Origin of the sequence: Tahibacter harae (assembly GCF_024437735.1) — a bacterium.
Lineage (GTDB): Bacteria > Pseudomonadota > Gammaproteobacteria > Xanthomonadales > Rhodanobacteraceae > Tahibacter > Tahibacter harae.
The window spans coordinates 151292-171050 of the sequence record NZ_JANFQO010000014.1 but is presented as its reverse complement, the minus strand read 5'-3'; the positions used below and the strand labels follow the sequence as shown (position 1 = coordinate 171050).

7 protein-coding genes are annotated in these 19759 nt (G+C 67.6%); 2 read left to right on the top strand and 5 right to left on the bottom strand.

Annotated elements, in window-relative coordinates:
* Positions 1–83: 83 nt before the first annotated feature.
* Positions 84–3314 carry a WD40/YVTN/BNR-like repeat-containing protein gene (locus NM961_RS15675; protein ID WP_255915348.1) on the bottom strand — a complete coding sequence of 1077 codons (3231 nt, stop codon included), beginning with the start codon at positions 3312–3314 and terminating at the stop codon, positions 84–86.
* Positions 3315–3333: 19 nt separating this feature from the next.
* Positions 3334–4080, bottom strand: a complete 747-nt coding sequence (locus NM961_RS15670) for a LolA-like protein (protein WP_255915347.1) — start codon at positions 4078–4080, stop codon at positions 3334–3336.
* A 404-nt stretch (positions 4081–4484) separates the two neighbouring features.
* Between NM961_RS15670 and NM961_RS15665 the strand changes: the two genes are divergently transcribed.
* Entirely contained in the window at positions 4485–5237 is a 753-nt protein-coding gene (locus NM961_RS15665; protein WP_255915346.1) for a choice-of-anchor D domain-containing protein, read from the top strand.
* 340 nt (positions 5238–5577) lie between these two features.
* On the opposite strand, the gene NM961_RS15660 is transcribed toward NM961_RS15665, so the two are convergent.
* Positions 5578–6552, bottom strand: a complete 975-nt coding sequence (locus NM961_RS15660) for a hypothetical protein (protein WP_255915345.1) — start codon at positions 6550–6552, stop codon at positions 5578–5580.
* A 659-nt stretch (positions 6553–7211) separates the two neighbouring features.
* On the opposite strand from NM961_RS15660, the gene NM961_RS15655 reads away from it, so the two are divergent.
* Positions 7212–10028 (top strand): outer membrane protein assembly factor BamB family protein, encoded by a 2817-nt coding sequence (locus NM961_RS15655; RefSeq protein WP_255915344.1) that lies wholly within the window; start codon positions 7212–7214, stop codon positions 10026–10028.
* Between the two features lie 402 nt (positions 10029–10430).
* On the opposite strand, the gene NM961_RS15650 is transcribed toward NM961_RS15655, so the two are convergent.
* Positions 10431–11477, bottom strand: coding sequence for a LacI family DNA-binding transcriptional regulator (locus tag NM961_RS15650; protein WP_255915343.1), 1047 nt, complete (start codon positions 11475–11477; stop codon positions 10431–10433).
* A gap of 668 nt (positions 11478–12145) precedes the next feature.
* Positions 12146–19258 carry a DUF11 domain-containing protein gene (locus NM961_RS15645; RefSeq protein WP_255915342.1) on the bottom strand — a complete coding sequence of 2371 codons (7113 nt, stop codon included), beginning with the start codon at positions 19256–19258 and terminating at the stop codon, positions 12146–12148.
* Positions 19259–19759: the final 501 nt, after the last annotated feature.

Here is a 19759-nt window from a genome sequence, read left to right as displayed (position 1 = left end):
TTGGAAGTTGACCCTTGCCCCGTTTCCCACAAACAAAACGGCCCGCCATAGCGGGCCGTTTTGTTGCCGACGCAGCTTCCCGCTCAGCGGGCGATGTGCTTCGCCTTCGCCCCGCGCAGGTCGGTGCCGCGACCGAACGGGGCGCCGCGCCATGCGGAGAACGCGGCGTTGAGGTCGGCGCTGGACAGGGCGCTCGCGGCCGCCGGCTGTGCGGGCGGGACCTGGATCGCGGGTGCGCCTTTCGCCTTCAGGGCGTCGTTGACCGGCGGCAGGTCTTTCGCGACGAGGGCATCGAAGCGCGTAGCGACTTCGCTCATTTCCTTCTGCAGCGCGTCGACGGTGGCCAGGTGATGCGTGCCCGGTGCGCCGTCGTAGAACACGATCGCACCGTATACGCTGTCCAGCTTCTCGCGCAGGCGCTCCTCGCCGGTGATGGCGCCGCCTTCCTTCGTGGCGACGATTTCCTTGCGGATCGCGTCGGCTTTTTCACTGAGTGCGGCCACCTTGCTGCGTGCCGGGTCGCCTTCCGGGAGCTTCGCGCCGATGGCGGCTGCCTGGTCGCGGACGGCGTTGATGCGTGCCATCAGGCCTGTCATTTCACCGAACATGCCGTGCACGCGCATCGCTGCGTCGAATTGTGCCTGGCGCTCGGCGACCGTCAGCTTCGTGCGCCGGTCTACCGAGACCTCGAGCGGCGTCTCGTAGACCTGCTTGTTCTTGGTCATGCGTACCTTGTAGGTGCCCGGCACTACGCGCGGGCCGATCGTGCCGAAGTTGGCGAGCTGCGCCGCGGGCGGTACGACGGGTGGCTTCACGCGCATCGACCACGTGATGCGGTTGAGGCCCCGACGCTTCGACGCGGGCAGCGTCTCGATCACCTTGCCGTGGGGGTCTAGCACCTCGATCTTCAGGTCGCCGAAGAGGTGACGCGTACGCTGGTAGTAGGTGATGACCGCGGCGTTCGACGGGTTGTCGCCGACGAATTTGGCGTCACCCTCGACGCTCCCGCCGAAACTGGCGATGCGCTGTTGCACCGGGCGTGCGGCGACAAAGGCCGCATCCCGGGCGAGCAGGGTGTCGTCAATCGAGCGCAGTGGCGTGATGTCGTCGATGATCCAGATGCCGCGGCCGTGGGTCGCTATCACCAGGTCGGCATCGCGCGCCTGCACGGCCAGGTCGCGCACCGCGACGCTCGGAAAGTTGCCGCCCTCGAACTTGGCCCAGCGCGCGCCGCCGTCGGTGGAGATCCACAGGCCGAACTCGGTACCGACAAACAGCACATCCGGATCGACCGTGTCTTCCTTGACGACGTGTGCGTAGCCGCGCAGCCCTTGTTCCTTGCCCGCGATCTTCTGCCAGCTGCGGCCGAAGTCGCGCGTGCGGTAGACGTAGGGATCCATGTCGCCGAAGGTATGGCGATCAAACGTCGCGTATGCGGTGCCGGCGTCGTGCAGGGACGCTTCGACCGTGCTGACCCACGCATTCTTCGGCAGTCCCTTGATGTTGCCCACCAGGTTGTTCCACGACTTGCCGCCGTCGCGCGTGAGCTGCACGTTGCCGTCGTCGGTGCCAACCCAGATCACCTTGCCGTCCTTGGGCGACTCGCTGATCGAGTAGATGGTCGTGTGCATCTCGGCGGCGGAGTTGTCGACCGTGATGCCGCCCGATTCCTCCTGCTTCTGCTTGCCCGGGTCGTTGGTGGTGAGGTCGGGCGAGATGCGCTCCCAGTTCTGGCCCTGGTCGCGCGAACGGAACAGGAACTGTGCGCCGTAGTAGATCGTGCCCTTCTCGTTGGGCGAGAGCTCGATCGGTGTGTTCCAGTTGTAACGCAGCTTTTCCTTGAAGCCGGCGGTCGGCGCGATGAAGCGGGTCTGTTTCGTGTGACGGTTGACGCGCCCGAGGAAACCGCCCTGGGCTTCCGCGTAGAGGTAGTCCGGATCCGCCGGATCGGGGAACACCCAGAAACCGTCGCCGAAGAACACCGGCTCCCAGCGGGCGTTCGTGATGCCGCCCGGATTCGCCGAATCGCCCACCCACGAGCCGTTGTCCTGCAAGCCGCCGTAGACCTGGTACGGATCCTGGTCATCGGCGCTCACGTGGTAGAACTGCGAGATCGGCAGGTTGTCGCCCTTCCACCAGCGATTGCCGCCGTCGTAGCTCAGGAACAGGCCGCCGTCGTCGCCGCCGATGACGTGATTGGTGTTGTCGGGGTTGATCCAGAGGTCGTGCCAGTCACCGTGCGCACCGCCGCCCGTGGACGAGAAGCTCTTGCCGCCGTCGAGCGAGACGATCAGCGGCAGGTTCGGCTTGAAGAGCTTGTCGGGATTCTTCGGGTCGACGATCAGGCGCGAGAAGTAGAACGGCCGCCAGACCATGGACTGGCTGCGGTCGCCCTCGGTCCAGGTGCGGCCCCCGTCGTCGGAACGGAACAGGGCGCTGCGCACACCTTCGATCACGGCGTACACGCGCTTCGGGTCGCTCGGCGCGATCGTCACGCCGATGCGGCCCCAGGGCTTGGCCGGCAGACCGTTTTGCTTGCCGGGCTCGATCGATGCGAATGACTTGCCGCCGTCGCGCGTCTCGAACAAGCCCGAACCGGACACGGCCTCCGGGCCGTCGCCGCCGGAGCGGAACGTCCAGCCCTTGCGGCGGAAATCCCAGAGCGAGACGAACAGGTGGTCAGGGTCTTTCGCGTCGATGCTGATGTCGGCGCAGCCCGTCGAGGCGTTGGGTCCCTTGAGCGCGAGCGTCCAGTTGCGGCCGCCGTCGTGCGTGACGTAGAGGCCGCGCGCCGTGGAGTCGCTCCACAGCTTGCCGGGTACGCAGGCGTAGACCGTGTCGGTGCGCTGCGGGTGCACGACAATGCGCGAGATGCGCTCCGATTCGGGCAATCCCAGGTACGTCCAGGTGTCGCCGCCGTCGGTCGACCTGTAGATGCCGTTGCCGATGGAAACGCTGTTGCGCGTCCACGTTTCGCCCGTTCCCACCCATACGACCTGCGGGTTTTTCGGATCGATCGTGACGGCACCGATGGATTGCACGGGCTGCTTGTCGAATACCGGCTTGAAGGTCGTACCGCCGTCGGTCGACTTCCAGACGCCGCCGCTCGCCGCGCCGACATAGAGCAGCGTCTTGCCGTCGACGACGCGCGCGTCGAGCGCCGAGATGCGGCCGCTCATCGTCGCGGAGCCGATGTTGCGCGCGCCGAGGCCGGAGATCGTGCCGGCGTCGTAGTGCGCCGCCGCCGCGTCCTGCGCGGCGGCCGGGATCGAAAAGGCCGCGAGCGCGAGGGCCACGGCGAGGTTGTTTTTCATGCGCATGGTCGTCGCCTCCTTACTTCGACGCAGCGGGGGAGGCCGGGAACGCGAATTTCGCGTTATCGACCGGGACGTTCGCCTCGACCTTATCGAGGGTGATCTTCTGCTGCTTCGGCGCGCCCTTCGGCCCGCTCTCGATCGAGAACGGGATATAGACGCCGGCGACTTTCTCGTAGTTGCCGAGGTCGCTCTCCAACGCCTGCTCGCTGCCGCGCACCTTGCGCTGCGTCACCGTGCGGATCTCCAGGAAGTAGTCAGGATCGAAGTAGAAGTACTTCACGTCTCCGTCCTTTTCGCTCACCTTGAGCTTGTGCGCCGCCGTGCCGTCGACGTCCTCGGTGCCGAGGTATTCGATCGTGCTGCCCTTTGCCTGCCAGTCGACGAGCGGGCCGTCGATGTCGGCATCGTCGACCAGACTCTTGCTGTCGTCGGCCGACAGCTTCTCGGGATCCTTGCGGCCGCCGAACGGCTGGATCTGCCAGCCCTCCGTGCCATCGTAGGCCTGCACCGACGTCATGCCCTGTAACGACGCCTCCTGCCGGACCTTGCCGGCGCGGCTGACGATCGTGTCGAGCGCGAGATCAACCGAGAAATCGCCGGTGAAAGACAGCTTGCCGGTCGAGTGCAGCGATTGGATCGCCTTGATCGCATCGCGGCCGCCTTTTGCCTCGAGATTCTTCGCGATCAATTCCTCGGCAGTTATGGCGCTGGCCGCGCCCGAGACTGCGAGCAGCAGCCCGCACAAGCAGATGCGTGGGTGCATGGGAGCTCCTTCTGGATTGGTATATGACAGTGCGAATCGCCGCGCGCTCGAGCGATGCCGGCACGAGAGCCGAAGCAAGAGCCTACGCCTTGCTGATCCGCTCGCAGATGGGGCGGAAGTCATGCTGGAGGACTGGGCGGCAGTCCGCTATCGGGGTCAGGTTGACTTCCCGGACCATTGCCTTTCGCCTCCTGACGATGCCCTTGATACCTCTGCCGGTTAAGCCGGCGCGAGTGGCTGCCGGGAGACTCGGGTTCCGGCTAGCCGCCTGGAACAGCACAGCCGAGGCTATTTGGCCCGTTACTTCGGGGTGTTTGAACGCCATGGCAGAAAACCCCGCCGTTCGTCGTTCCATTGAGGTGCGGCCCAGTGCCGGTCCCTGTCCGCTTTGCGAGGAGTCCTGCATGCGTTGTGCCCGTCTGATACTGGGAATGCTGTTGTTGGGTGTGGGCGTCAGTGTGCAGGCCGATCTCGTGCCCTCACCGGGACAGGTGGATTTCGGATACCGGGCCGTCGGCACAACCAGCGAACCGAAGGCGACTACCCTGCGCAATACAGGCGGCCAGGCGTTGAGCATTGTTTCCATCACGCCCGCTACCGGCGTCTATGCGCGCACGGGAGGGACCTGCGGCGCGCCTCCCTTCACCATTGCCGCACAGTCAAGCTGCACGCTCGAGCACACCTTCACGCCTACCGACGTCACCCAGTTCCCGCAGACGCACACGGTCACGCTGGCCGGGGGCAGCTCCGTCGCTTTCGGGTTGTACGGGCAGGGCGAAGTGGGGTATCTGGAGATCTTTCCGACGTCGCTCTGGTTCTCTTCTGTAGCCGCAGGCAGCACCAGCGGCACACTGACGGCCACGATGAACAACATCCGGTCGGTCCCGCTGGTGGTCGTGCAAATGCATACGACCAGCGTACCGCCAGGCTCGTTTGTACGCGCGGGCGGAACCTGCCCAGAGCCGCCCTTCGAGGTCGGCGGCCCTGGCGGCTGTACGGTCGAATTCGCCTTCACGCCCCAGGCCGTTGGCCCTGCATCGGGAAGCCTGAATATCATGGCGTCTTCTGGCACTTTTGTACTGTTTCTTGGCGGTGACGGCGCGCCGGAAGTTCCGCTGTTCGGCGACGGATTCGAAGCGGTCGTGCCGGTTCCGTGAGCGTGCAGCAAATCAGCAGCAAATCAGGACACCAGCAGCAAATCAGGACACCCATGAAATCCGGCGCAGCAAATCGGGGAGCCCAAGCAGCAAATCAGGACACCCACGAAATCCCAGCAGCAAATTAGGACACCCATGAAATCCGGCGCGGCAAATCGGGGGAGCCCATGAAGCCCGGCGAACAAAACCACGACCTGTGATACGGCCCGGGCGATAGCTTGCGGATCCGTCGCCTATACAGCGTGAGGTGCGGCATCACTCGCCGCTAGCAATGCGCAAGAACCAGCACGTGGCGATGTCTCAGCCGATACCGAACTGATACCGATGACCGGCCGGACCTTCAGTGCGCGATGGTCGACTGCGACAGTGCGCCACTGCCTTTGAGCCAGCGTTGTCCCAGCCGCCGCGCTTTGTCGATCAGCGCCTCGACGGCGCCGACCACGCGCCAGTAATGTGTCTGTATGCCGAAGACCTGATAACACCAGAGCGCGTCATCAACATCCAATAGTCGTAGCAGTGGAACTGCCTGCGGGGCGAGTTTGCCACGCTTGCCGGGGCGGGCGACTTGCCCGGTCAGGTCGACGAGGGTCAGGTATTGCTGCGAATCCAGCGGAAATGAAGGGGCCGGGAAACCGATGAGCGGTCTCAGCGTGACGCTTTCGGTTTCGGTGACTGCCTTCAGCGACGCGATACGGCGCTTGATCGAGGTGTGGTCGCAGGTGTTGAGGTCAGTGGCAATCCCGGCGCGCACGGGATTGAGGTCGACATAGGCCATGCAAGCCACGACAGCAGCATCGTCGAGCAGCGCCTGGCAGCGGTAGCGGCCTTCCCAGAAGCGGCCGGTGCAGGCGTCCTCGCGGTTGGCTCGGCGCGCAATCGGCTCATTCAGGCAGCGCATGAACCAGGAGAGGCTGGCCAGCCGCGCACGGCATACGGCGATACGTTGCGGATTACCGGCCATGAGTTGCGCGCGTAGATGCGTCGCTTCGGTATCGATCTGGCCGTTCTCGCGAACGGGAAACAGGCGCATCCATCGCGTGGCGACTTCGTCCGACGACCAGGCCGTGGCGGCGCCTGGATCCAGGTAGGTCACCACATGCACGTGATTGCTCATTACGGCATAGGCATAGACGCCTATCGCGAAGATCTCCGCCAGCTGCAGCAACCTTTCTTCAATCCATGCTCTGCGATGGTCGAAGCAGCGGCCGGTGTAGCTGTCTGTTCCACATAGGAAGGCTTGTCGTACGCAGCGGGAGACGCAATGGTAGAAGCCGGGGACTTCAGGGTCGACGATGAGGGCGCGGGCTGTGGTCATGGCCACAGGATGGCTTGCGGCTGCGGGAGGCGTCCTCGGAAAAGTGCCTGGTTTGGGGTCGGAAAATGGTGGTTTATGGTTGTCCGGTCCAGGAAGACCGTGGATGTCCCGGTTCGGGGGGCGGGAAGACCGTGGATGTCCCGGTTCGGGGGGGCGGGAAGACCGTGGATGTCCCGGTTCGGGGGGCGCAAGCCTGAGGGACGGATCGGAAAAATCGATGGATAGTGGCTGTCCTGATTCAGGAGACAGTGGATGTCCCGGTTCGGAAAGGCAGTGGATGTCCCGGTTCGGAAAGGCAGCTTGATCGCTGCGCACTCAGGCGGCACCAGGCCTGCGCGGATCGTGGCGGCGATGCTGCCCGCGCATGGCAGCAGGTTTCTCCCAGCTCGACGGCAACGAACAGGGGCTATGCGAATGGCGGATCAGGAGCCGCCGGATCGTCTCTGATCGAAAACTGCCGGCAACCGGGCATCTCGGTTCGAGGCGGCGAGCCGGGGGCAGGCCGGCTAGCGCAAACAACGATCCGAAGTGGGTCTGCTCCTTGTCGGTATGGGCGTTGCCGCGGTCGCGGAGCCGGTCATGCTGTGGGAACATCGCCGACCAGGAAAGGCGAGGAATACCGGCTCGCCGGCGTCCCGAGGCTTGCAGGAAATCTGACGATGCACGCAATAAAGCGACATTTGCACCAGTGGTTGCTGTTCCTGTTCGTCATGACCTGTGCTGTAGGCGCTGGCGCGGGCTGGCAGCGGGATTGGAATGAAACCGGTCCGGCTTTCAGCCTGCGTGCCGAAGATGGCTTCCAGTTGGCGGGGACGGCGGATGGCTCGGCCTTGGTCGGGTCGACCGACGGTTACGATTATCGGCTTTCGCAGGTCAGCGGCGACGGCAGCATTGCCTGGAGCTTTGCCCTGCCGCTGTCGGAATGGACGCCGGCCGATTTCGCGCCCGAGCCGGACGGTGCGACGCTGCTGATGTTCACGGGCCTCAACTATGCCAGTGTGGCACGCTTGGATGCTTCCGGGGCATTGCAGTGGAGTTCGGCCCTGCAGGGCCACTATTTCGCCATCGGCGGCGACCGGCTGGTCGCCAGGACGAAATATTCCGACGGTGCCGCGGTGGTCACTGCCATCGACCGGCTGAGCGGACAATGGCTCTGGCAGGTCCGTGTTCCCGGAATTCACGGCCATTGGCCTGCCAGAAGGCCAATCGCCGTGGACAGCGATGGCAATACCTATCTCGTCGGCCCAGGGGACGATGCTCAGCCGTTGTTGGCAAAGTTGAATCCGCAGGGCGGTTTGGCCTGGTTGAGGCCTGTTGCGTCGCTCGGTGTGATCGCTGTGCGCGATGGGCGTATCTACCTGCCGTATTCGGGAGCGCTGCAGGTGCTGGATGCCGCCGGCGGGCAGCAGTTGTGGCGCAATGAGGACTGCGATACCGGATATTCCGAGCTTTTCTTCATTGCCGGTGATCCCCTGTGCGTATCCGCTGGGGAACTCGCCCGTGTCTCGGCAGTAAGCGGCACCGAAGTCTGGCGGCGCGAGTATGCTGGCGCTGTGCTGGGTGTGTTCGGGGACGATGTATACATCGGCTCGGACCCGACCACATTTCCGGTCGCCAATGGCGTGCTGGCACGCCTGGCCGGCAGCGATGGCGAACCGCTCTGGCAGCAGCCGATGCCGTTTCCGGTGCTTGGGCGCATCTGGCAGGTGTCGGCCGACCTGATCGCTATTGCTGGTCCGGGGCGGACGGACGGCAGCCTGGCACTGCGCCGCTACCGCATTCCTGACGGCAGTCTCTCCGACGATCGCCCGCTCGCCGACGTGCCTCGCGGCGTGCAGCAGCCACGCGAGTTCCGCGACGGATCGGACCTGTTCGTGCTTGCCGGGGTGCCGTGGAAGGCGCTACCGACGCGGGTGAGACGCCTGGCGGCCGACAGCGGCGATGTGCTTTGGGAAAATGCCGCCCCGCCGCGCCAGAGCCCCTCCGGTGTTGCGTTGACACCGGACCGGCTGCTGCTGGCGGAGGAGACGGATATGGGTGATGCGCTCGTGCGCAGCCTCGATCGGGCGAACGGTCAGCAGCGCTGGGAGCGAAGCATCGTCCAGGCGCCGGTGTCCAGCGGCAGCATGAAGCCGCCGCGCATCATCGGCCTACCCAACAATGATGCATTGGTGAGCTACGGTTATCGCAACAACTTGTATTCGCCGACGCGCGTGCAGGAGCTGCAGCGGCTGAGCGATGCCAGCGGGCAGACGTTGTGGATACAGCAGCTTGCCAGCTGGAATTCCCCGTCCGTGGGCAACTACTGGGCCGAGCCCTTTCTGCTCGGCATCGGCGAGGACGCGCTGCTCTGGCCCGCCCGGAGTATCGAAGGCCCGATTGGCCTGAGCGCGCAACGGCGCTCCGGCGTCGACGGTGCGCTGATGTTCTCTTCAGCTGCAGCGCCGCTTGCATCAATGGTGCGTCTTTCGGTCGCAGCCGACGCCGTATTTGCGCTGGGTTTCGCTGATCGAGACACCCTGCGCTTGACCAAGCACAGCGCAACATCGGGCGAATTGCTGTGGCAGTTCGACTATCCAACGGCACCCTGGCCCGACGCAGCGCTGCTGGATCTGCTGCCATTGGCGGACGGCGATGTCATGATGCTGGTGCAGTTCTACAACTCGATGGCAGCGGCGACGGGGCAGACCACGCATCTGCTGCGGATCAAGAGTGACGGCAGCGGACTGCGCTATGTCTATCGCACCCCCATGCAGGGGAAAACACGCGACCTCATCACCCGCATCGTCCTGGCCGGCAACGGCGAGGCATTGCTTCGGCGCCTGCTCCACCAGGACCGGCGTTCCATCGAATTCCTGCAGCGCTTCGATCTGGAGCAGGTGCGCGTGCTCGGTTCGCAGGCGCTGCAGCTGCGCGGCGTCGAGCCCTTTGCCGCACGATCGGAGTGGAACGGCAGCTTCGTACCGCACGCTGACGGGATACTGATTTCAGGCACGGTGTTGCAATCGCCGCTGCCGCCTACGCGGCGCGATGCGCTGCTCGATATCGGCATCGTGCAGCATGGCGACCTGGGCTTACAGGTGCCGGCGTTCCCGGCCGGCATCAACGAAGGTGACAGCGTGCCGTTCACCGTCGGTGTCAGCTACACGGGCGATGCCGCTGTCACCGATGCCACGCTGATCGTGGAACTGCCCTGGCAGGGCGGCGAAAGTGGCTTGAGCTGCACGGGCGCCGGCATCAGCCGCTGCGACCTGCTGCTGCGCCACGGACAGCTCACCGCCCGTTTCGACGCGGCACCGGGCGCTCAATTGGAATTGCGCGGCACACTGCGCAGGCTGGCCGCGCCGGCGCTGGACAAGAGCGTGCTGCGCGCGGTGGTGCATGCGCCGATCGGTCTGCTGGAAGGCAATATCTACAACAACTTCCGCAATATCCCCGTGGATGGGCCGATCTTTGCCGATGACTTTGATCAGTGAGTTCGACAGGGCCTTACAGCGACGGTAGTAGGCCGGCACCTTGCATCAGATAAGGAGGGAAACCCGTGCTTCTTCGGCGTGAGGGCGCAGATCGGCGTAGATGCCGATCCGGGGCTGGGCACGCAGTGACGGCGGAGGTGCGCTTCAAAGGCTTGGCGAAGACTACCGGCCGGATTCCGGCGCTATTCGCGGTTGTCGAACCTGTGCATGGTGCGCAAGCGGCTGTTGGCGATGAAGGAGAGAGTTGCGCCTGAGGCCGCGTGATGTGGCAAACGGGCTGCTATTGGCGGCCTGGGCCCTCCCGGGCGGATGCGGTGCTTTGCGTCTACGGGCTCTCCTGGCATCCGTGTCGTTGTGGAGCATCAGGTGCTGTTCCTGATTGCCGTAGAGCACCCTCACCCACTAGGACGCCGCCCTCGCCGGCCCCGTGGACCCACGCACCACCAGCTGCGGACTGAACCCCTTGTTTCCCACCACGGTGAGCTTCTCCACATCGTTCTCTTCGCGGTCGATCTCGGAGATCAGCAGTTGGGTCGCGTGCCGCGCGATTTCCTCGGTGGCCTGCTTGGCGGTGGTCAGCGCGGGCCAGGATTGCTTGGAGAAGGGGCTGTCTTCGAAGCCGGCGATGGAGAGGTCGTAGGGCACTTCCAGGCCGGAGGACTTGGCGGCGGCGAGTACGCCGGCGGCGATTTCGTCGTTGGAGCCGAAGATGGCGGTGGGGCGGTCCTTGAGCGCGAGCAGCTTGCGCGCGCCGCGGAAGCCGTCGTCGAAGCTGTAGTCGCCGGGAATGATGAGCTTCTTGTCCAGCGGGATGCCGTAGTCCTTGAGCGCGCTCTCGTAGCCGCGGTAGCGCTCGGGACTGGAGCGGTGGGCCTCGCCGCCCCAGAGGAAGCCGATGCGCTGGTGGCCAAGCTGGATCAGGTGCTTGGTGATGTCGTAGGCGGCGTCGCGGTCGTCGACGTAGACGCAGGGGAAGCCGTCCTCGGGATCGGCCGCGGCCGAGATGATGCGCACGACATGGATGTCGTTCTCGGTCAGGTGGCGGATCAGTTCCAGGCGCTCGGACATGGGCGGCGCCAGCACCAGGCCGGCCAGGCGCGCGTGGCGGGCGAGGTGGACCAGTTCGTCGGCCAGGTTGGGCGAGTTGGAATTGCAGGGGTGGATCTGCAGGCCGTAGCCGGATTCGCGGCACACCGACAGCACGCCGCTCTGCACCGCGATCACGTAATACGGATTGGGGTTGTCGTAGACCAGGCCCAGGGCGTAGGAGCGCGCGCTGCGCAGGCTGCGCGCCGACAGATCGGGCTTGTAGCCCAGCTCGGCGATGACGCGCAGCACCTTGTTGCGGGTGCCTTCGCGCACGGTGGCTTCGTTGTTGATGACGCGGGATACGGTTTTGAGGGAAACCTGGGAACGTTCGGCGACGTCTTTGATCGTCGGACTGCGCATCGGGCGGGCCTTGCAGCTGCGGCTGTGGTATTCGGGGCGCGCACGAAGGTGCAGGCCGGTAGCGATTGTGGCCGGAAACCGCGCTAGCGCCTAGCCAGGGGCGGCGAGGCGGCAGCAGATGAATCATTGCGCGGCGGCTTTGCGGGGATTTGTTGCAACGGCGAGTGCTGCCGGAGCGGGATCCGTGGCGGCCAGCTCCGGATGCTGCGCCGGCCTGGCTGCGTCGGCAGCGTGGCTGGGATCGCGGCCATGCAGCGGCGCAGGGCGGGATGGGGCCGGCGCAGGCGCGGCTGGATGGCCCGGCGCTTCGGCGGCCCGGCAGCCGCGCCTGCGACATCCCCGGACGGTAGCTTGCGGGGCAGGCAGTCCGGAAGCGGCAGGCGCCGCCGCAGATTGTCTGGAAACAGCCGGCGGCAACACCGCTGGAATCGACCCGGCGCGCCGCCGGGCCTGCTGCATTTCGCGAGCCGCTGCATTTCCAACGCCGCTCAAGCGAAGCTGGGGCGGCGTAGCCGATCGGGCCGTCTGCTCCTGACGACATTCCGTTTCCCCGGCGGGCCGCCGCATCCTGCGATGCGGCGGCCCGTCGGGTCTTGCAGCGTCCGCGATTTGATTTTTTGTGGAAATTTCAACACGGACTTGCCCGGCATGCCGTACTCAATCTCCGCTTATGAGGCCTTGGCCCGCGGCGCCGCCAGCCCGGTCAGGGCGGTCAGCGCCAGCAGCATCAGCAGCAGCATCCGGCCGGCCGGGCCCAGCAGCGGCACCGGCTGCGCCGGCGGCGCGACGGCGACGGTGGTGGTCGCCGTGGAGGTGTTGTTGGCCGGGTTCGGATCCGGCGTGCTGCTGCTGGCGCTGGCGGTGTTGGTCAGTGGATTGGGGCTGGTGTAGTTCGGCGGTACGGCGTAGGTCACGCTCAGGTTGACCGAGGCGCCGCTGGCGAGGTCGCCCACGTTGCAGGGGAAGCCGCCCGCGCAGGGCGCTGTGACCGAAAGCAGGCTCAGGCCCGGCGGCGTCGGATCGTTGACGATCACGCCGACGGCGCTGGCCGGACCTGCGTTCGCGACGGTGATCGTGTAGCTGATCAGGCCGCCCGCGCCGATGCTGGCCGGTCCCTGTTTGAGCACGCCCAGGTCGGCGTCGCCGGTGCCCAGCAGCGGGGTGGATTCGCCGCCGGTGTTGTTGTTCGGCTGCGGATCCGGCGTGCTGCTGCTGACGCTGGCGGTGTTGATGATGGGATCGGCGCCGCTGTAGTTCGCCGGCACGCCCAGGGTCAGCGTGATCGCGCTGCTGGCGCCGTTGGCCAGGGTCGGCGTGGTGCAGGTGAGCACGCCGCCGGCCTGGTTGCAGGTCCAGCCGGGACCGCTGGCGCTGAGGAAGTTCAGGCCGGCCGGCAGAGTGTCGCTGACGCTGACCGCATTCGCCGCATTCGGGCCGGCGTTGCTGACGCTGAGCGTGTAGACCAGGTTGCCGCCGAGCTGCGCGCCGCTGCCGCCGTCGCTCTTGCTGATGGCGAGATCGGCGTTTTCGCCGACGGGCGTGTCCACCGAGCTGCTGCAGTTGCCGGCCACGCAGCTGCCGCCGCCGCCGCTGACAGTGGCGGTGTTGCTCAGCGCGGTGCCGGCTGCCGCGGGCAGCGGCGTCACCGGGATGACGAAGGCCACGTTCGCTCCGGCCGCCAGGCCTGCGGCGACGGTGCAGCTGACTACTTGGCCGCTGGCCGTGCAGCCCGCCGGCAGCGCGCCCAGGGCGAGCACGGCCGGAACCGGATCGGTGACGGTCGCGGCCGCGGTGGTTGCGGCGTTGCCGATGTTGGTCACGGTCAGCGTATAGCTCGCCGGAACGCCGACCTGGAAGCCCGCGCTGCTGGCGGTTTTCACGATGGACAGCTGCGGCGCCTGCACCGGCGTATTCGTGGTGCTGGTGCAGCTGGCCGCGGCGGGACAGGTCGGGTCGCCGCCGCCGGAAACCGTGGCCGCATTCGTCACCGAGGCGCCGGCCGCCGCCGCGTTCGGCGTGACCGGAATCACGAAGGCGACGCTGGCGCCGGCGGCCAGGCCGGCGGGGACGCTGCAGCTCACCTGCTGGCCGCTGGCGCTGCAGCCGGCGGGCATCGCGCCCAGGCTGAGGCTGGCGGCGACGGTGTCGCTGACGGTGGCAATTGCGGTGGTCGCGACGCTGCCGCTGTTGGTCACAGTCAGCGTGTAGCTCGCGGCTACGCCGACGACGAAGTTCGGCGCGCTCGCAGTCTTCTGCACGCGCAGTTGCGGCGCATTGACCGGCGTGTTCACCGTGCTGGAGCAGCTCGCGCCGCCCGGGCAGGCCGGATCGCCGCCGCCGCTGACGATGGCGGTGTTGGTCACGACGGAGCCGCTGGCGGCTGCGGTCGGCGTCACCGGGATCAGGAAGCTGACCGGCGTGCCGCTGGCCAGTCCGGCCGGAATGGTGCAGGTGACGACCTGGCCCGCCGCGCTGCAGGCCGCGGGCAGGCTGCCCAGGGTCAGCGCGGCCGGCACGGTGTCGCTGACCGTGGTGACGGCGGTGGTCGCGGCCGAGCCGATGTTGGTGACGGTGAGCGTATAGCTGGCCGGCACGCCGACGACGAAGCTCGCGGCGCTGGCGGTCTTGACGACGCGCAGCGCGGGCGCATCCACCGGCGTGCTGACGGTACTTGTGCAGTTTGCCGCACCCGGGCAGTTCGTCGCGCCGCCGCCGCTGACGGTGGCGCTGTTGACCAGGGTCTGGCCGCTGGCCGCGGGCGTGGGCGTGACCGGAATCACGAAGGCGACGCTGGCGCCGGCGCCCAGGCCGGCGGCGACAGTGCAGCTGACCGACTGGCCGCTGGCGGTGCAGCCGGCCGGCAGTGCGCCCAGGGTGAGTGCGGCGGGCAGCGTGTCGCTGACGGTGGCCGCGGCGTTGGTCGCGGCGGTGCCGGTGTTGGTCACGGTGAGCGTGTAGCTGGCCGGCACGCCGACGACAAAGGCGCTGGCGCTGGCCTGCTTGACCAGGCTGAGCTGGGGTGCGTCTACCGGCGTTGTCGTGGTGCTGCCGCAATGCGCCTGGCCGGGGCAGCTGGGATCGCCGCCGCCGCTGACCGTGGCGCTGTTGACCACGCTGGTGCCGCTGGCCGCGGCCGTGGGCGTGACCGGAATGACGAAGCTCACCGGCGCGCCGCTGGCCAGGCCCGCGGCAACGGTGCAGGTGACGACCTGGCCGGCCGCGCTGCAGCCGGCCGGCAGCGTGCCGATCGTCAGCACGGCCGGAATGGTGTCGCTGACGCTGGCCGCGGCGGTGGTCGCGGCGGTGCCGGTATTGGTCACGGTGAGCGTGTAGCTGGCCGGCACGCCGACGACGAAGGCGGCGGCGCTGGCGGTCTTGCTGACGCTGAGCTGGGGCGCATCCACCGGCGTGCTGATGCTGCTTTCGCAGCGCGGCTCGCCCGGACAGGTGGGATCGCCGCCGCCGCTGACGGTGGCGTGGTTGACCACGCTGGTGCCGCTGGCTGCGGCCGTGGGCGTGACCGGGATGACGAAGCTCACCGGCGCACCGGCGCTCAGGCCGGCGGGTATGGTGCACGTCACCACCTGCGAAGCCGCGGAGCAGTCCGGCGGCAGCGCGCCCAGGCTGAGGCCGCTGGGGATGGTGTCGCTGATGGTGGCGACGGCCGTGGTCGCGGCCGAGCCGATATTGGTCACGGTCAGCGTATAGCTGGCCGGCACGCCGACGACGAAGTTCGCCGTGCTGGCGCTCTTGACGATCTCCAGCAGCGGCGCGTTCACCGGCGTGCTGACGGCGCTGCTGCAGTGAGCCGCGCCAGGACAGGTGGGATCGCCGCCGCCGGAGACGCTGGCCGCGTTGATCTGCACCTGGCCGCTGGCAGCCGCGGTCGGCGTGACCGGGATCACGAAGCTCACCGGCGAACCCGGCGCCAGTCCGGCGGCGATAGTGCAGGTCACCACCTGGCCCGCGGCGCTGCAGCCAGCGGGCAGGGCACCGATGCTCAGGTCGCCCGGAATGGTGTCGCTGACGGTGGCGGCTGCGGTAGTCGCGGCCGAGCCGGTGTTGAGCACGGTCAGGGTATAGCTGGCCGGCACGCCGACGACGAAGTTGGCGGCGCTGGCCGTCTTGGTGATCTCCAGCACCGGCGCGCCTATCGGCGTGGTGACGCTGCCCGTGCAGCGCGGCGGCAGGCCGGGGCCGGGGCTGGCGCAGCTGGGATCGCCGCCGCCGGTGGCCGTCGCCGTGTTCGTCACCGACAGGCCGGCCAGGCTGGCCTGGGGCGTGACCGGAATTGCGAAGCTCACCGGCGTGTTCGTGGCCAGGCCCGCGGCAATCGTGCAGGTGACCACCTGGCCGGCGGCACTGCAGCCGGCGGGCAGGGCGCCGATGGTCAGGCCGGTGGGAATACTGTCGCTGACCGTGCTCGTTGCCGTGGTGGCGGCGGTACCGATGTTGGTTACTTGCAAGGTATACGTTGCGGCAACGCCGATGACGAAGCTGGCCGGCGTCGCGCTCTTGACGATGGACAGCTGCGGCGCGGAGACCGTGTCGGTCGTGGTGCCGGTGCAATGCGGCGCGGCCGGACAGCTGGCATCGCCGCCGCCGCTGACGCTGGCGCTGTTGCTCAGGCTCTGGCCGTTGACCGCGGCCTGCGGCGTGACCGGGATGGAATAGCTGACGCTGTTGCCGGTGGCCAGGCCCGCCGGCAGTGCGCAGGTCACCACCTGGCCGGCGGCGCTGCAGCCGGCGGGCAGGGTGCCTATGGTCAGGCCGGTGGGAATGGTGTCGCTGATGGTACCGGCCAGCGCCGTGGCCTGGCCGGTATTGGTCACGCTGATGATGTACAGGCTCTGCACGCCGACGACGAGATTGCCCTGCAGCGTCTTGACCAGTTCCAGTCGGGCCGAATCCACCGGCGTGGTGGTCGTGGCCTGGCAGTGCGCCGCCGCGGGGCAGCTCGAATCGCCGCCGCCGCTGGCGCTGGCGGTGTTGACGGCCGGCGAGCTGGTGCCCACCGCGACCGTCACATTCACCGTCACCGGCGGCGCGCTTGCGCCCGGCGGCAGCACGGTGCTGCTGCTGCAGCTGATTACGGTGGCGGTGCTGGCCGCGCAGTTCCAGCCGCTGCCCGTGGGCGTGCCGGTGGCGCTGATGCCGGCCGGCAGCGGATCGCTGATGCTGAGCGCGCCGCTCGTGCTGGAGGTGCCGGAGTTGCTGAGCTGCAAGGTGTAGCTGCCGCTCTGGCCGACGGCGAATGCGCTGGGCGTGGCCATCTTGCTCAGCGAGAGCTGCGGCGCGCCCGCGTCGGTATTGGTCGCGGTGCCGGTGACGGTGCAGGGCGGCGTGGTGCAGCTGGTGCCGGCCGGCGGGCTGGCGCTGGCGGTGTTGACGATGGCGCCGGTGGCGCTGAGCTGGGCTGTGCCGCTGATGCTGACGGTGACGCTTTCGCCCGCGCCCAGCGCGATCGCATTCAGCGCGATGGCATTGCCGCTGCCGCTGGCGCCGGTGCCTGCGGCGGCCGTGTCGCAATCGGCCGCCGGGCCGCTGGCGCTGCAGGTCCAGCCGGATACGGCGACGGCGGCGGGCACGGTGTCGCTCAGCGTGATGCCGCTGGCGGCGGAAGGCCCATTGTTGGTCAGCACCAGGCTGTAGTTGAGTGCGCTGCCGGGCAGGTAGGTGCCGGCGGGCGTCGCGGTCTTGACCAGGTTGAGGTTGACCAGGGCGGCCCGTGTATCGCTGTCGTTGGCCGAGACATCGGTGGCGCCGGTCGCTGTCGCGGTGGCGGTGTTGACCAGCGGATCGGCCGTGAGCGAAGCGGCGAAATTCACCGGGATCAGGATGGTGAGGGTATTGCCCGCGCCCGGTGCGATGCTGCCGCCGCTCATGCCGGCGCTGTTGCCGCCGGCGCTGCCGGTCAGTGTGCCGCAGGTGGCCGTGCCGGCGGCGGTGCAGCTCGGGGCGCCCGAGAGTGTCACGCCGGCCGGCAAGGGATCGCTCAAGCCCACGTTGGCGGCGATCGAAGGCCCGGCCGGGTTGCCGATGACGACGGTATAGGTCGCGCTGCCGCCGGGCGTATAGGTGGTGCTGCCGTCGGTCTTGCTGATGCTCAGCGACGAGGCGCAGCCCAGGCTGCCGGTGGTGGAGGCGCTGTTGTTGGCCGTGCCGCCGGGCGCCGGCGTGGTGAATCCGGCCTGCGCCGAGGTGCCTTCTTCCAGGCCCGCCGGCGTGGTGATCTGCGAGGTGTTGACCAGGGATCCGCTGCAGCTGCCGGGCGGCGCCACGGCGTCGATGACGTAGGTCACCAGGCCGCCGGCTGCGGCGTTGCCGGCGGGCAGGACGGCATTCCCGCTGATCGCGCCGCTGCCGGTGGTGGTGCCGTTGACCGTGCCGCCAGGACAGGATGCACCGTTGCTCGCGGTGCAGGTCCAGCCAGTGAAGGTGAGGCCGGCCGGCACTGCATCGGCGACCGCGGCGGTCGCGTCGTGCGCGGTCAGCGGTGCCACCGTGGTCGCGGCGGTGTTATTGCGGAAGGTCACCGTGTACTGGAACGGCACGCCGCCGAGCGGCGTGGCGGTGGAGGCCGACTTGGTCGTGAGCAGGTCGATGTCATTGTCGACGATCGTATAGGTGGCCGAGGTGTTGGGCGGCCCGCCGCAGGTGGTAGTCGAGCCCAGCACGTACGCCGACGGATTCGGCTGTATGGTCAGCTGTACCGTCTCGTTTTCCTCGACCACGGCATCGTCGATCACGCTGAGTGCGGCGCCGATGGGGACGGTGGTCGGTGTCGGATAGCTGCCGGCCGGAACGGTGAAGGTACCGGTAGTGGTGTAGTCGGTGCCCTGCGTCGCGGTGCCCGCGGTCACGGTGAAATTCACCACGGTGCCGCCGGCGGGGATATTGCCGACGACGATGATGCTGGCCGGCGTGGCCGACGGGCCTTCGCCGGTGAACAGGGGCGGGCCGGCGAACTCGATCACCGGCTGCAGCGTGACATTGACGGCGTCGAGGAAATTGCCCGAACCCAGCGATCCGCTGCCGGTGGAGATCGCCGCGAAACCGATATCGTGAATGCCGGTGGTGCCGGTCCAGGTGAAGTTGCCGGTATAGCTGCGCCAGCCGTTGGCGGTGGTCGCCGAGGAACAGGTCGGATTGGCCACTTGCCCGTCGGTGGCGCCCGCGACCGGCCCGTTGGTGGCGGCGACGGTGGTATTGCCGCATTGGGTCACGCCGCCGGTGCCGTTGCTGGTGGTGCTGGCGCGGATCACGGAATTGGCGGCGCTGTCGATATTGAACTCCGCCACGTCGGCCACGCTCGCGCTGCCGCGGCCGCGGTGTTGCATGGTGTAGCCGATCAGCTCGCCGTTGATCAGGCAGACGCTCTGGAACAGGCGCGCGCTGTTGAACGCATTCAGTTCGGCGAGCTGGGTGCCCTGCGCGGCGGCAACGCTGCCGAAGCCGTTCGCCCACAGCTCGATTACGCCGTCGCCGGCGCTGCCGCTGTTGGGCGTGAAGGTACAGCTGCCGCCGAACACCTGGCCGGTGGTGGTGGTTTCGGTCGTGCTCCAGCCGGGCACGTCGCTGGCGCGCGTGGCCAGGGCGCAGGCGGCCGAGGCGATATCCGGCACCTCGAAGCCGAGGTTGTCGAAGCCGCGCTGGATCTGCGCCTGGGCGGGAGTCAGCGCGAAGGCGACGCCCAGCGCCAGCAGTGCGGCTGCCGGATGCAGGCGCCGGCGTGCTGCGGCGGTGGCAGGGGTCGGGCCAGGATGCGTACTGCGCGACATGCGGACGGCTCCTTGCAGTAACTCGGAAAAAATTGGGCAAAAAGCAGCCCCTGGCGGGGGCCAAAACGGCCACCGCCACCGGGGTGCTGGTGGTTTGGGGAAGGGCACGACGACGTTCGCGGACTGCTGCTGCGATGCGGCGTCTGTAATAAATTCACATAGTGTACATGCGCATTGTTTAAGTACCTAAACCTCCGGCAGGTGTCAATCACGCTTGCTCACCTGCGGCGCTCCGACGCAGTTTTTTACGGAAAACGCCCAGGATGCAGCGGGAAAAACCATCTGGCGTATGTGCAAAAAATACACAGTGCCGCATTTGACCGCGGCTGCTGCGCTGGCATCGGTACGGCGCGAGTACGCGGGGAGGAGGGCATGCTGTTGCATGCGCAAAGGTATGGCTCAGGAACCGGGCCGGGCTGTCGATGTGCAGGATCGCGGCGCCCAGGCGCAGGTGCGGCGGCAGCGCTTGTCGCGGAATCGGCGCCGCGGCAACCGGCGCGG